Annotated in this window: 13 protein-coding genes and 1 riboswitch; of the genes, 7 read left to right on the forward strand and 6 right to left on the reverse strand. The window is 68.2% G+C overall.

All coding sequences use genetic code 11. From position 1 onward, the window contains the following. Window positions 1-22: 22 nt before the first annotated feature. Window positions 23-1,663: a gamma-glutamyltransferase family protein gene (locus AC1VVG_RS14230; RefSeq protein WP_482835782.1), complete on the reverse strand. Its 1,641-nt coding sequence runs from the start codon at window positions 1,661-1,663 to the stop codon at window positions 23-25. A 213-nt stretch (window positions 1,664-1,876) separates the two neighbouring features. On the opposite strand from AC1VVG_RS14230, the gene AC1VVG_RS14235 reads away from it, so the two are divergent. After that, window positions 1,877-2,656, forward strand: coding sequence for a DeoR/GlpR family DNA-binding transcription regulator (locus AC1VVG_RS14235; RefSeq protein ID WP_006493999.1), 780 nt, complete (start codon window positions 1,877-1,879; stop codon window positions 2,654-2,656). 302 nt (window positions 2,657-2,958) lie between these two features. Beyond that, window positions 2,959-3,156 (forward strand): hypothetical protein, encoded by a 198-nt coding sequence (locus AC1VVG_RS14240; RefSeq protein ID WP_006477892.1) that lies wholly within the window; start codon window positions 2,959-2,961, stop codon window positions 3,154-3,156. 91 nt (window positions 3,157-3,247) lie between these two features. Here the strand turns inward: AC1VVG_RS14240 and AC1VVG_RS14245 are convergent, their stop codons facing one another. Then, the gene (locus tag AC1VVG_RS14245) at window positions 3,248-3,616 is read right to left on the reverse strand and encodes a hypothetical protein (protein ID WP_034189037.1); all 369 of its coding nucleotides are present in this window, start codon (window positions 3,614-3,616) and stop codon (window positions 3,248-3,250) included. A gap of 163 nt (window positions 3,617-3,779) precedes the next feature. On the opposite strand from AC1VVG_RS14245, the gene glpD reads away from it, so the two are divergent. The 3 genes from glpD (at window position 3,780) to AC1VVG_RS14260 (ending at window position 7,708) form a co-directional block, all read left to right on the forward strand. After that, window positions 3,780-5,303: a glycerol-3-phosphate dehydrogenase gene (gene glpD, locus AC1VVG_RS14250; protein WP_069706276.1), complete on the forward strand. Its 1,524-nt coding sequence runs from the start codon at window positions 3,780-3,782 to the stop codon at window positions 5,301-5,303. Window positions 5,304-5,408: 105 nt separating this feature from the next. Then, a complete protein-coding gene (glpK, locus tag AC1VVG_RS14255; RefSeq protein ID WP_034189035.1) occupies window positions 5,409-6,911 on the forward strand; it encodes a glycerol kinase GlpK in 1,503 nt (500 codons plus the stop codon). A gap of 80 nt (window positions 6,912-6,991) precedes the next feature. Then, window positions 6,992-7,708, forward strand: coding sequence for an MIP/aquaporin family protein (locus AC1VVG_RS14260; RefSeq protein ID WP_027785355.1), 717 nt, complete (start codon window positions 6,992-6,994; stop codon window positions 7,706-7,708). A gap of 72 nt (window positions 7,709-7,780) precedes the next feature. On the opposite strand, the gene AC1VVG_RS14265 is transcribed toward AC1VVG_RS14260, so the two are convergent. Next, window positions 7,781-8,065, reverse strand: a complete 285-nt coding sequence (locus AC1VVG_RS14265; RefSeq protein ID WP_124671113.1) for a hypothetical protein — start codon at window positions 8,063-8,065, stop codon at window positions 7,781-7,783. Between the two features lie 108 nt (window positions 8,066-8,173). Between AC1VVG_RS14265 and AC1VVG_RS14270 the strand changes: the two genes are divergently transcribed. Beyond that, the gene (locus AC1VVG_RS14270) at window positions 8,174-8,860 is read left to right on the forward strand and encodes an HAD family hydrolase (protein WP_034189103.1); all 687 of its coding nucleotides are present in this window, start codon (window positions 8,174-8,176) and stop codon (window positions 8,858-8,860) included. 70 nt (window positions 8,861-8,930) lie between these two features. Here the strand turns inward: AC1VVG_RS14270 and ribB are convergent, their stop codons facing one another. The 3 genes from ribB to AC1VVG_RS14285 all read right to left on the reverse strand — a co-directional run bounded on the left by ribB (window position 8,931) and on the right by AC1VVG_RS14285 (window position 12,169). Continuing rightward, on the reverse strand, window positions 8,931-9,641 hold the full coding sequence (ribB, locus tag AC1VVG_RS14275) for a 3,4-dihydroxy-2-butanone-4-phosphate synthase (RefSeq protein WP_034189033.1): 711 nt from the start codon (window positions 9,639-9,641) through the stop codon (window positions 8,931-8,933). A gap of 118 nt (window positions 9,642-9,759) precedes the next feature. Continuing rightward, window positions 9,760-9,908, reverse strand: a riboswitch (FMN riboswitch). Between the two features lie 186 nt (window positions 9,909-10,094). Then, window positions 10,095-10,778, reverse strand: coding sequence for a helix-turn-helix domain-containing protein (locus AC1VVG_RS14280; RefSeq protein ID WP_049031911.1), 684 nt, complete (start codon window positions 10,776-10,778; stop codon window positions 10,095-10,097). Between the two features lie 215 nt (window positions 10,779-10,993). Next, the gene (locus AC1VVG_RS14285) at window positions 10,994-12,169 is read right to left on the reverse strand and encodes an MFS transporter (protein ID WP_059560535.1); all 1,176 of its coding nucleotides are present in this window, start codon (window positions 12,167-12,169) and stop codon (window positions 10,994-10,996) included. A gap of 146 nt (window positions 12,170-12,315) precedes the next feature. Between AC1VVG_RS14285 and AC1VVG_RS14290 the strand changes: the two genes are divergently transcribed. Next, window positions 12,316-13,248 carry a LysR family transcriptional regulator gene (locus tag AC1VVG_RS14290; protein WP_034189031.1) on the forward strand — a complete coding sequence of 311 codons (933 nt, stop codon included), beginning with the start codon at window positions 12,316-12,318 and terminating at the stop codon, window positions 13,246-13,248. Window positions 13,249-13,433: the final 185 nt, after the last annotated feature.

The following is a 13,433-nucleotide window of genomic DNA, read 5'->3' on the forward strand; positions in this document are numbered from 1 at the left end:
CACGCAAAACGGCGGCGATCCGTCAGAAACCGGCCGCCAGGCCGTCGCGCCGGCTGTCGCTCGCCGCCACGTAGCCGCGCTCGCGATCGTCGCGGTCGAGACGCCAGATGAACTGCCCCGAACCGAAATCCATGTAAGGATCGTCGATCGACTGGATCGTATGGCCGCGTGCGGCCAGGGCGTCGACGGTCGCGCGGTTCATCGTCGATTCGACGTCGAGCGTGAAGTCGCGGTTGACCTTCCAGCGCGGCGCATCGCACGCGGCCTGCGGCTGCTGCCCGTAGCCGAGCATCCGCACGACGGTCTGCAGATGGCCTTGCGGCTGCATGTCGCCGCCCATCACGCCGAAGCTCATCACGGCCTCGGTGCGGCCGTCGACTTCCTCCGTGACGAACGCCGGGATGATCGTGTGGAACGGCCGCTTGCCGCCCGCGACGACGTTCGGCGACGCCGGATCCATCGAGAAGCCGTGCCCGCGGTTCTGCAGCGCGATGCCGGTGCCCGGCACGACGAGCCCCGAACCGAAGCCCATGTAGTTCGACTGGATAAAGCTCACCATCATCCCGCGCTCGTCGGCGGCCGACAGGTAGATCGTGCCGCCCGAATGCGGCCGGCCGGCGCCGAAGTGCGTCGCGCGCGCGGGATCGATCAGCTTCGCGCGTTCGGCGAGATACGCCTCGTCGAGCATCTGCTCGGGCGTGACGTCCATCGCGCGCGGATCGGCGACGTAACGATAGACGTCGGCGAACGCGAGCTTCATCGCCTCGATCTGCAGATGCTGCGAGTCGACCGAATCGAGCGGCCATTCGGTCACGCCCACCTGCTCGGCGATCCCGAGCGCGATCAGCGCGGCGATGCCCTGCCCGTTCGGCGGGATCTCGTGAATCGTGTGGCGGCCGAAGCGCTTGCCGATCGGCTCGACCCATTCCGGCCGGTACGCACGCAGGTCGGCTTCGGTCATCGCGCCGCCGCCTTCGCGCGCGAACGCGGCGATGCGCTCGGCGAGCGCGCCTTCGTAGAACGCCCGGGCGCCGTCCTTCGCCAGCGTGCGCAGCGTCTGCGCATGACCGGGCAGGCACACGCGTTCGCCGACGTGCGGCGCGCGGCCGTGCGGCATGAAAGTGTCCGCGAAGCCCGGCAGGCCCTGCAGTTCGGGCACGGCCGCGGCCCACTTGTGCGCGACGATCGGCGGCACCGCATAACCGCGCTCCGCGATCTCGATCGCCGGTTCGAGCAGGTCCGCGAACGGCAGCGAGCCGAATTTCGCATGCAGCGCTTCCCAGCCCGCGATCACGCCCGGCACGGTCACGGTATCCCAGCCGCGCGTCGGCTTGTTCGCGAAGCCGTGCGCGTTCTCGCCGTGGCGCTTGCGGAAGTAGTCGACGTTCCATGCGGCCGGCGCGACGCCCGACGCATTCAGCCCGGACAGCCGCTCGCCGTCCCACACGAGCGCGAACGCGTCGCCGCCGAGGCCGCACGACACCGGTTCGACGACGGTGATCGCGGCCGCGGCGGCCAGCGCCGCGTCGACCGCATTGCCGCCCTTCCACAGCATCCGCAGGCCGGCCTGCGCGGCCAGCGGGTGCGACGTCGACACGACGTTGCGCGCGAATACCGGAATGCGGGTCGTCGGATACGGGTTGTGCCAGTTGAAGCCAGTCATCGATGCCACCTCGTCGAAAGCTGAGTGAACGCGCGCCCGCGTGCGCAGGCAATCCGCCATTGCAGCGCGATCAGCGCGATCGCACAAATTCATTTGTCACATGAATCCATGCCATTTCCGCATGAATTACGCGCCGCGACGCCCGCCGCGCCGGCCGAATGCCGTTGCCGCCCTTACAATACCCGCTCCGTCTCACGACACGACCATCGAGCCATGACCCGAGATCCCCGCCTCACCCTCAACGCGCGCCAGCAGGAATTGCTCGAATGGGTGCAGCGCGACGGCTTCGTGACCGTCGACGATCTCGCCGCGCACTTCGCCGTGACGCCGCAGACGATCCGCCGCGATGTGAACTGGCTCGCCGACCTGAACCTGCTGCGCCGCTACCACGGCGGCGCGAGCCTGCCGACCAGTTCGGAGAACGTGTCATACACCGCGCGCCAGCGGATGTTCCACGACGAGAAGCGGCGCATCGCGGCGCTCGCGGCGTCGCACATTCCCGACCAGGCGTCGTTGTTCATCAACCTCGGCACGACGACCGAGGAAGTCGCCCGCGCGCTGAATCGCCATCACGGGCTGCACGTGATCACGAACAACCTGAACGTCGCGTCGATGATGAGCGGCTATCCCGACTGCGAGGTACTGATCACGGGCGGCATCGTGCGGCCGTGGGACAAGGGCATCGTCGGTGAGCTCGCGATCGACTTCATCCGGCAGTTCAAGGTCGACTACGCGATCATCGGCACGTCGGCGATCGAGGCCGACGGCACGCTGCGCGACTTCGACACGCGCGAGGTGCGCGTGGCCGAGGCGATCATGCAGCATGCGCGCACGGTCTACCTCGTGACCGATCATTCGAAGGTCGGCCGCCCGGCGCTCGTGCGCCAGGGCCACCTGAGCCAGGTGCACGCGCTCTTCACCGACAAGCCGCTGCCGCCCGAGATGGCCGACACGGTGGCCGCGGCCGGCACCCAGGTGTACGTCGCGGAATGACGATCGCGATGCTGCACCGCACCTGAAACTTCAAGTGAAATCAAGAAGTTGGCGCCGCGCGCGAACCGCTTGCGGCCCCCGTTCCTGTCAAACGGAAAATTAACGGGGCACGATTTGTCGTTGCCCGCGCGCTCGACTAGACTCCAGTTCCCCGGCCCGTTCGCCTGATCCGCCTGTGCCAGGGCGGTGCGAACTGCAGGGCCGGCGAATGCAGCTTTTCCCCCCAAGCCATACCCCGCGGGGTATCGCGCGCCGGCGTTTGCGCCGGCTGCGCGGGCAGTCCGATTGCCATGGAGAGAACGATGCTGAGTCCGCATGAATTCGCCACGCTATTGCTTGTGAAGGACGCGCCTGATCAGCGCGATATGGATCGGGATGAACTGGACATCCTGCTCGAACAGCAGCTCGTTCGCCTGGAAGGGCTCGGCTCGGGACGCAAATACTGCGTGACCGAGACCGGCGACGCCGCGCTGCGATCCATCAAGTACCGCTATTCGTGACATTCCGCTGTTCCTGACCTGACCCGTCCGCGCGGCCGACTCCGGCCGCGCGGTCGTTTCCGCTTGCCCCGCCCGTTCGCCGCGGCCGGCTTCAACCGCCGCGCAGCGTCGGATCGACCGCCGCCCGCCAGCTGATGGCCTGCGCGCGCGCCCCGTTGAAATATGCGATCCAGCCGGCGCGCGCCGCCGCGTCAGGCGCCACATAGTGGGTCGAAAGTTCGTTTACGAACGCACAATAGTTCGCCTCGGTCAGCCCGCGATACCGTTTCGCCACATACGCGTCGTACAGCGTCGAGTAGACCGGCTGCGCGTCCGCGCCCCAGTCGCGCGCCGGACCGCCGCACGACGTCTGCAGGTCGACGAACGACGGCGCCCGCCAGTTGCCGGCGAGCGGCGGCGTGCCGGCGCTGCAGCCCGCCAGAAGGACGGCGCACACGCCGGTCCACATCCCAATACGCATGATTCACCTCGCGAAACGGTCGATTCCGCCAGTATCGTCCGGGATCGCGCCACGCGCTACTGGCCCCGCTTTTTCGAACTTTACTTTTTCGATTTCGTTCGTTAAATTTCGAATTCGAACATTTTTGTGTTCACTCTATTTCAACAGACGATAAGGACAGCAGGTGATCCAACCGAATCGCTACGATCTGCTCGTCGTCGGCGGCGGCATCAACGGCGCGGGCATCGCGCGCGATGCGGCCGGCCGCGGCCTGTCGGTCCTGCTCTGCGAGCAGGACGACCTCGCGTCGCACACGTCGTCGTCCAGCACGAAGCTGATTCACGGCGGCCTGCGTTACCTCGAGTACAACGAGTTCGGGCTGGTGCGCAAGGCGCTGCAGGAGCGCGAAACGCTGCTGCGCGCGGCGCCGCACATCATGTGGCCGCTGCGCTTCGTGATGCCGCACATGCCGAACCTGCGCCCGGCCTGGCTGATCCGCATCGGCCTGTTCCTCTACGATCACCTCGCGAAACGCGAACTGCTGCCCGGCTCGCGCGGCATCGACATGCGCCGCCACGCGGCCGGCGCGCCGCTGATCGACTCGATCAAGCGCGGTTTCGTCTATTCCGACGGCTGGGTCGACGATGCGCGCCTCGTCGTGCTGAACGCGATGGATGCGAAGGAGCGCGGCGCCGAGATCCTGACTCGCACCCGGCTCGTCTCCGCCGAACGCCGCGGCGACGAATGGGAAGCGCGGCTGCAGCACGCCGACGGCTCGATCCAGGTCGTGCATGCGCGCGCGATCGCGAACGCGGCCGGCCCGTGGGTCGGCGAAGTGCTGCACGGCGCGCTCGGCCGCGGCGCGCATCACAGCGTGCGGCTCGTGAAGGGCAGCCACATCATCACGCGCCGCCTGTTCGATCACGATCACGCATATATCTTTCAGAACCCGGACAAGCGGATCATCTTCGCGATTCCGTACGAGCACGACTTCACGCTGATCGGCACGACCGACGTCGAGTACACGAACGATCCCGCGAAGGTCGCGATCGATCGCGACGAGACGCAGTACCTGTGCGATTCGATCAACCGCTACTTCAAGCGCAAGATCTCGCCGGCCGACGTGCACTGGACCTACTCGGGCGTGCGCCCGCTACTCGAGGACGAGAACGCGGCGAACGCGTCGGCCGTCACGCGCGACTATCGCCTCGAGCTGGACGACGGCGCGGGCGCCCCGCTGCTGTCGGTGTTCGGCGGCAAGATCACGACGTTCCGCAAGCTCGCGGAAGAAGCCGGCGACATGCTGTGCCGCGCGCTCGGCCGCGACGCGAAAACCTGGACCGCCGGCGTCGCGCTGCCGGGCGGCGACATCGCGGACGCGAAGTTCGACGTATTCGCCGACGCGTTCGCAAAACGCCATCCGTGGCTGCCCGCCGCGCTCGCCCGCCGCTATGCGCGGGCGTACGGCACGCGCGCCGAGCGCGTGGTCGACGGCGCGAAGTCGCTCGCCGACCTCGGCGCCGAAATCGCGCCGGGCATCCACGAAGCCGAACTGCGCTACCTGCGCGACGCCGAATGGGCGACCTGCGCGCAGGACGTGCTGTGGCGCCGCTCGAAGCTCGGCCTGCACGTGACGCCGGGCACGCTCGACGCGGTGACGGCCGCGGTCGACGCATGGTTCGCCGCCGCGCACGCGCCGCACGCGTGATCCGGATGCTGTTGCAGTTGCCGTACCGACGTTGATTCACCGACGCGCCGCCCCACATGCGGCGCGCATCACAACTACGCCAATCCACGGATGGAGATGAGAGACATGCAGGACCAGTACATCCTCGCGCTTGACCAGGGCACCACGAGTTCCCGCGCGATGCTGTTCGATCGCCAGGGCAATATCGTTTCGATCGCCCAGAAGGAATTCGAACAGATCTACCCGCAACCCGGCTGGGTCGAGCACGACCCGCAGGAAATCTGGTCGACGCAAGCCGGCGTCGCCGCGGAAGCCGTCACGCGCACGGGCCTGAACGGCACGTCGATCGCCGCGATCGGCATCACCAACCAGCGCGAGACGACCATCGTCTGGGATCGCGAGACGGGCCAGCCCGTCTACAACGCGATCGTCTGGCAGGACCGCCGCACGGCCGACTTCTGCGACTCGCTGAAGAAGCAGGGGCTCGAGGCGAAGGTGCGCGCGAAGACCGGCCTGCCGATCGACTCGTACTTCTCCGCGACGAAGATCCGCTGGATCCTCGACAACGTGCCGGGCGCACGCGAGAAGGCACGCCAGGGCAAGCTCGCGTTCGGCACCGTCGACAGCTGGCTCGTGTGGAACTTCACGAAGCACGAACTGCACGTGACCGACGTGACGAACGCATCGCGCACGATGCTGTTCAACATCCACACGCGCGAGTGGGACAGCGAGCTGCTCGAGCTGCTCGACATCCCGCGCAGCATGCTGCCGGAAGTGAAGGCGTCGTCGGAAATCTACGGCCACACGAAGACCACCGTGTTCGCGTCGAAGATCCCGCTCGCGGGCATCGCCGGCGACCAGCACGCGGCGCTGTTCGGCCAGATGTGCACGACGTCGGGCATGGTGAAGAACACCTACGGCACCGGCTGCTTCCTGATGATGAACACCGGCAACAAGCCGATCGAGTCGAAGAACAACCTCGTCACGACGATCGCGTGGCAGATCGGCGACGACGTGCAGTACGCGCTCGAAGGCAGCATCTTCATCGCGGGCGCGGTCGTGCAGTGGCTGCGCGACGGCGTCGGCATCATCAAGACGGCCGCGGAAATCGAAGCGCTCGCCGCGAGCGTGCCGCATACCGACGGCGTCTACCTCGTGCCGGCCTTCGCCGGCCTCGGCGCGCCGCACTGGAACGCACGGGCGCGCGGTTCGGTATTCGGCGTCACGCGCGGCACGACCTCCGCGCATCTCGCGCGCGCGGCGCTCGACGCGATCGCGTACCAGTCGCTCGACGTGCTGGCCGCGATGGAAGCCGATTCGGGCATCAGCATCGGCGAGCTGCGCGTCGACGGCGGCGCAAGCGCGAACAACCTGCTGATGCAGTTCCAGGCCGACCTGCTCGGCGTCGATGCGGTGCGCCCGCAGATCACCGAGACGACCGCGCTCGGCGCGGCCTACCTCGCGGGCCTCGCGATCGGCTACTGGAAGAACCTCGACGAAGTGCGCGACCAGTGGCAGCTCGATCGCCGCTTCTCGCCGTCGATGCCGAAGGAGCAGGTCGATCGCTGCATGTCCGGCTGGCAACGCGCGGTGCGCGCCGCGAAGGCATGGGCCGACGACGCCCAGTAATCCTCCGGTATCCCAACGAAATACAACAACACCGGCGGACCGCGCCACGCGCGAGTCCGCCGCGACATACGAGAGACAACATGTCACCTTATATTGCAGAATTCATCGGCACGGCGATCCTCGTGCTGCTCGGCAACGGCGCGGTCGCAAACGTGCTGCTTGCAAAGACCAAGGGCAAGGGCGCGGACCTGATCGTGATCGTGATGGGCTGGGCGATGGCCGTGTTCGTCGCCGTGTACGTGACCGCGTCGTTCAGCGGCGCGCACCTGAACCCGATCGTCACGATCAGCCTCGCGCTCGCGGGCAAGTTCGCGTGGTCGAAAGTCGGCGGTTACGTCCTCGCGCAGATGCTCGGCGGGATGGCCGGCGCGCTGCTCGTGTGGCTCGCGTATCGCCAGCACTTCGCGAAGGAAGCCGATGCGGACCTGAAGCTCGCGGTGTTCTGCACGGCGCCGGCGATCCGCAGCGTCACGCACAACGTACTGACCGAAGCGATCTGCACGTTCGTGCTGATCCTCGGCGTGCTGTACCTCGCGTCGCCGCAGGTCGGCCTCGGCGCACTCGACGCGCTGCCCGTCGGCCTGCTCGTGCTGGGCATCGGCATCTCGCTCGGCGGCCCGACCGGCTATGCGATGAGCCCCGCGCGCGACCTGTCGCCGCGCATCATGCACGCGCTGCTGCCGATCCCCGGCAAGCGCGACAGCGACTGGCGCTATGCGTGGGTGCCCGTCGTCGGCCCGCTGCTCGGCGGCGCCGCCGCAGCCGGCCTGTATCTGCACCTGCACGCCACGATCTGATCGCGGCCTGAACGAAGCGCGTGGCGTTCGGCGCCGCGCGCTTCGTCCTTCTCTTGCCCCGCCCCCTTTTCGCTACCGGTCGCTCGCGGCCGTCACCCGCGATTTCCGCTTCACGTTCGTCTCCATGACGACGGCCGGCGTCACGTCGATCACGCGCTCGACCGGCATTCTCTCCAGCCGCATTTCCCAGACGAATCCCGATGCACGCCCGAAGCCGCTTGCGGCGGCGAGCCGCGCGATGCGCATCGGATGGGAGTGGATTTCCGCGTCCTCGTCGAGCACGCGCCCGCCCGTCGGCACGCCCTTCGACAACGGCGGCCGCGCGCCTGACAGGCGGGCCTCCGCACCGATCGGCACGGCCCGGCCGCATCGGGCAAATTTGCCGAAACGTCACGCGGCGCGCGCATGAAAGCACGTATGATGGCGAATTGATCGGCGTCGCCGATTGTCCGCTTGTTCACCATCATGCTCGATCACCTCATCTGCGACTGCGACGGCGTGCTCGTCGACAGCGAAGTCATTGCCGACCGCGTGCTGCTCGACACGCTGTCCGCCACGTTCCCGAACCTCGATTTCGAAGCCGCCGCGAAGTCGGCATTCGGCCAGCAGACGTCGCGCTTCCTCACCGGGATCGAATCCCGCTTCGGCATCGAGATGCCCGCGAACTTCATCGAGACCATCGAACACAACATCGAGGTCGCGCTCGCGCAATCGCTCGCACCGATCTCCGGCGTGCGCGATGCGCTGCTGAAGGTCACGCTGCCGGCGGCGGTGGTCTCGAACAGCCGGCTCGTGCGGGTGCGCAATTCGCTGAAGCGCGCGTCGCTCACCGAGATCTTCGGCGAGCGCGTGTTCAGCTCGGAACAGGTGGCACGACCGAAACCCTACCCCGACGTCTACCTGCACGCGGCGCAGACGCTCGGCGTCGCGCCGGCGCGCTGCATCGTCGTCGAGGACAGCGTATCGGGGTTGAATGCCGCGCGGGCGGCCGGGATGAAGACGATCGCGTTCGTCGGTGCGAGCCACATCCCCGACAATTACGCGGACGCGCTGCGCGCGATGGGCATCACACGGATCATGCGCAAGATGGACGAACTGCCGTCGCTTGTCGAGGCCGGCATGCGCGGGGAATTCGGCGACGTGCAGTCCTGAGATTCATGCAGGCCGGATCAGGTCGATCCGGCCCGCTACGGGTGCGCGAACGCACCCGCTTTCCCGTCACTCAGGCCGGCTCGCAGCAGCGCTCGCGCGCGGCCGCCAGCGCCTCGCGGAACTCGACGAGTTCCGCGATCGTCAGCATCGGCAGCCCGTGCCGTTGCGCGAAACGCTCGACGTCGTCGCCGCGCGTCATCGTGCCGTCCGGATTCATCAGCTCGCACAGCACGCCGGCCGGCTTCAGGCCCGCGAGGATCGACAGGTCGACCGTGCCTTCGGTGTGACCGCGGCGCGCGAGCACGCCGCCCGGTTGCGCACGCAACGGAAACACGTGGCCGGGGCGCACGATGTCGTGCGGCTTCGCGCCTTCCGCGATCGCCGCGCGGATCGTCGTCACGCGGTCGGCCGCCGACACACCGGTATGCACGCCTTCGCGCGCTTCGATCGACACCGTGAACGCGGTGCCGTTGCGGCTCTCGTTGGTCTGCACCATCGGCGGCAGCTCGAGCGCGCGCACCGTGTCGTCGGTCAGGCACAGGCACACGATGCCGCTGCACTCGCGGATCAGCAGCGCCATCGTCTCGGGCGTGATGCGCTCGGCGGCGACGATCAGGTCGGCTTCGTTCTCGCGGTCGTGGTCGTCCTGCAGCACGACCGCGCGGCCGGCGCGCATCGCGTCGAGCGCAGCGGCGATGCGCGGCGGCACCGGTTCGGAATCCAGCAACGGGAGATCGGCAAAGGCGTCGGCCGGTGCCGACGAACGGGACATCAAGGACATGTGAAACGCTCCTCGCAAATACGATTTGGGCGAAAAACGTTCCAGGGCATTGCAAACAGACAGAACGACAACCCGCTTCGCACGCATCGCGAAGCGGCCCTGACGGACATGACTATCTGCACATCTTCTCTCATCCGGACTATGACCGTCGGCTCTGGCATTCGACCAGATCTGCTGACCCCGCGCGGATGCGCGGGCGCTCGCGGGCTCGCCGGCTTACGCCAGCCTACCGCCGGTGGGGATTTTCGCCCCGCCCTGAAGACGCACTGATTGCCGGACGGGGGTTCCCCGTCAACGGCGGGCCAAGCATACAACAGCTGCGCACGAAGCGCAGCGCACCACACCTAAAACCTTACTGACGACTCCGTCTAACGGCATCGTCCGAACGGCCGACTCTCCGGCCGCACGCCCGCGACACAGCGCGACAGCGGCCGTTGCGTCGCGCCCGCGCGGTCAGTGGGCCGCATGCGCCGCATCGGGCACGAGCCAGCGCGGCGGCACCTCGGGGCTCACCGTCACGCGAAACGCGCGCGCTTCGCTGTCGCCGGGGTTGCGCAGGCTGTACGGCTGGTCGGCATCGAACACGATCGCGTCGCCGGTCGCCAGCAACTGACGGCGGTCATGCACGCTGACTTCGAGCGTGCCTTCGCTGACGACGAGGTTGATCGTCGTGCCGGGGGCACGGCGCGCGCCGGGCTCCGTATGCAGCGGCGCGATCCGCAGTTCGTGGAATTCGGCCGCGGCCGGCTCGCCTTCCGGATACAGCGCGCGTGCCGAGAAACGCCCGTTCGAACTGACGACGCGCGACGCGCGCTCCGCCGCCAGGTGCTCGAAGCCGTTTACCGCGTGGCGGCGCAGGAACGCGGCGACCGACACCTTCAGCGCCGCGGCGATCTTGCAAAGCACCTTGATCGACGGCACGCTGCGCGCCGACTCGATCTGCGCGAGCATCGCGCGGGATACGCCGGACAGCCGCGCGAGCGCATCGAGCGACAATTGCCGCTCGGCGCGCAAACGCGCGAGGTTCACGCCGACGACCTGCTCGAGGGCGTCGAGCGACGCGGACGCGTGCAGGTCGGCCGCGTTGCCGGACTCGAAGGAAGACACGTCGCGCACGAGCGCCAGGGATGAAGACATAGCATTGCCTCCGGGCCGCCGTGCGGCCCTGCGTAGGGGGTAAGCCGGGATCGGAATCGGGTTGCGCCAGCCATGGCGCGTATCGAGACGCTATCACCCGGCCTGGCACGGGCAAACGAAGTTATCTTCACACCGTTATCACCATTGCGGAGGAATGCGTTTCTCGCGAACCTTTTCCTGCCGCTATCGCGTCGCCGCCCGGCCCCGTGACGCGCTCACTGCGCTGCCGGCGCCGCGCCGCGTGCCGGGCCGCGCGCGTCGAGCCGCATCGCGAGCCACGTGACGACCAGCGCCGCGAACGTGACCGCGACGGCGACCCACGGCAGCGCGTCGAGCGCGAGGCCGTGCTCCAGCGCGAGGCCGCCGAGCCACGCGCCGCCGGCGTTGCCGACGTTGAACGCGCCGATGTTCAGCGTCGACGCGAGATGCGGCGCGCTCGCGGCCTTCTCGACCACGCGCGCCTGCAGCGGCGGCACCGTCGCGAACGCGGCGATCCCCCACACGAATATGGTGACGGCGGCCGCGACCGGCAGGTGGCTCGTCTTCGCGAACACGGCCATCACGGCCATCAGCGCGACGAGGATCGCGATCAGCGACGGCATCAGCGCGCGGTCGGCGAGCTTGCCGCCGAGCGTGTTGCCGATCGTCAGCCCGGCGCCGAACAGCACGAGGATCAGCGCGACCGAACGCGGCGCGTAGCCCGACACGGTTTCAAGAATCGGCGCGATGTACGTGAACACGACGAACACGCCGCCGAAGCCGAGCACCGTCATCAGCAGCGCGAGCCATACCTGCGGCTCCTTCAGCACGCGCACTTCGTGGCCGAGGCCGACCGGCCCGCTGTCGTGACGGTTCGGCACCAGCGCGGCCACGCCGCCGAGCGACAGCACGCCGAGCGCGGCGACGATCCAGAACGACGCGCGCCAGCCGAGCAGCTGGCCGACGAAGGTGCCGAACGGCACGCCGAGCACGTTCGACAGCGTGAGCCCCGTGAACATCAGCGCGATCGCGCTCGCGCGCTTGTCGGCCGGCACGAGCGACGCGGCGACCACCGCGCCGATCCCGAAGAACGAGCCGTGCGCGAACGACGTGACGACGCGCGCGACCATCAGCATCGCGTAGCCGGATGCGGTCGCGCACAGCACGTTGCCGACGATGAAGATCGCCATCAGCAGTTGCAGCGCGGCCTTGCGCGGCATGCGGCTCGTGAGCACCGCGAGCAGCGGCGCGCCGACCGCCACGCCGAGCGCGTAGCCCGTGACGAGCAGGCCGGCCGACGGCAGCGACACGGCGAGGTCGTGCGCGACTTCGGGCAGCAGGCCCATGATGATGAATTCGGTGGTGCCGATGGCGAAGGCGCTGATCGCGAGCGCCAGTAACGGGATGGGCATGACGTTCTCCGGAAGGCGGCGGCCGCGGCGCCCGATCGGTGCCGCACCGCACAAGAAGCGGGATGTGCGCGCATTGTCCCGAAGACGCCTATATTTGATAATTGGCGTGGCATTTGAACCATTTTCAAAAATTTCTGGAAAATCGCATGGACCGACTGGGCGATATCCGGCTGTTCGTCGAAGCCGCGGAGCTAGGCAGCCTGTCGGCCGCCGGGCGCAAGCTGAACCTCACGCCGGCCGCCGCGAGCGCGCGCCTCGCGAAGCTCGAGGCGAAGATCGCGACGCGGCTGTTCGAACGCTCGACGCGGCAGTTGCGGCTCACCGACGAGGGCAGGCTGTACCTGAACTGCTGCCGCCAGGCGCTGCAGGCGCTCGACGACGCGGACGCCATGCTGCAGGAAGGCCGCAACGTCGTCGGCGGCAAGGTGCGGCTGTCGTCGACGTCCGATTTCGGCCGCAACCAGCTGCTCGACTGGCTCGACGAATTCACGACGCTGCACCCCGACGTCACGTTCGCGCTGACGGCATCCGATTCGTCGTCGAACCTGTGGCAGGACGAGATCGACCTCGCGATCCGCTTCGCCGCGCCGCCGGACGGCGCGCTGATCGCCCGCCGGCTCGCCACCAACCGGCGCGTGCTGTGCGCGGCGCCGTCGTTCGTCGAGCGTCACGGCTCGCCGGCCGATCCGCACGATCTGGCCCGTTTTCCATGCAACGTGATCACGATCGCGTCCGGGCCGATGAACACCTGGCATTTCACGCGCGGCGACGAGGTGCAGATCCATACGGTGCCCGTGTCGACCGCGTTCGAGACCAACGACGGCGGCCTCACGCGCGAATGGACGCTGCGCGGCCACGGCATTGCGCTGAAGTCGCTGTGGGACATCGCCGACGACGTCCGCGCGGGCCGCCTGCGCGTGCTGCTGCCCGACTGGCGGCACCAGGACGCGCCGCTGCACGCGATCTATCACAGCAAGCGCTACATGGCGCCGCGCGTGCGCGTGCTGCTCGACTTCCTCGCCGAACGCTTCGCGCGCGAGGAAACCGCGCTCGACGACCTGCTGAACGCGTGCCGCTGACGGCCGGTACCCGGCCTTTCAGGGGTCGGAACCTGACACCCGGCGTCGCGCGGCCGCAACCCGCCGCCCGTCCGGGGCGGCGCGAAAAGCTATAATGGAAGGCTTTTCCGACGGCCTTTCCTGCTCGCCGCGCGCATCCGCGTGCCGCGCACGGCCGTCCCGATTCACCCTTGACGACGCCCCCA

The organism is Burkholderia sp. L-4 (assembly GCF_056856535.1).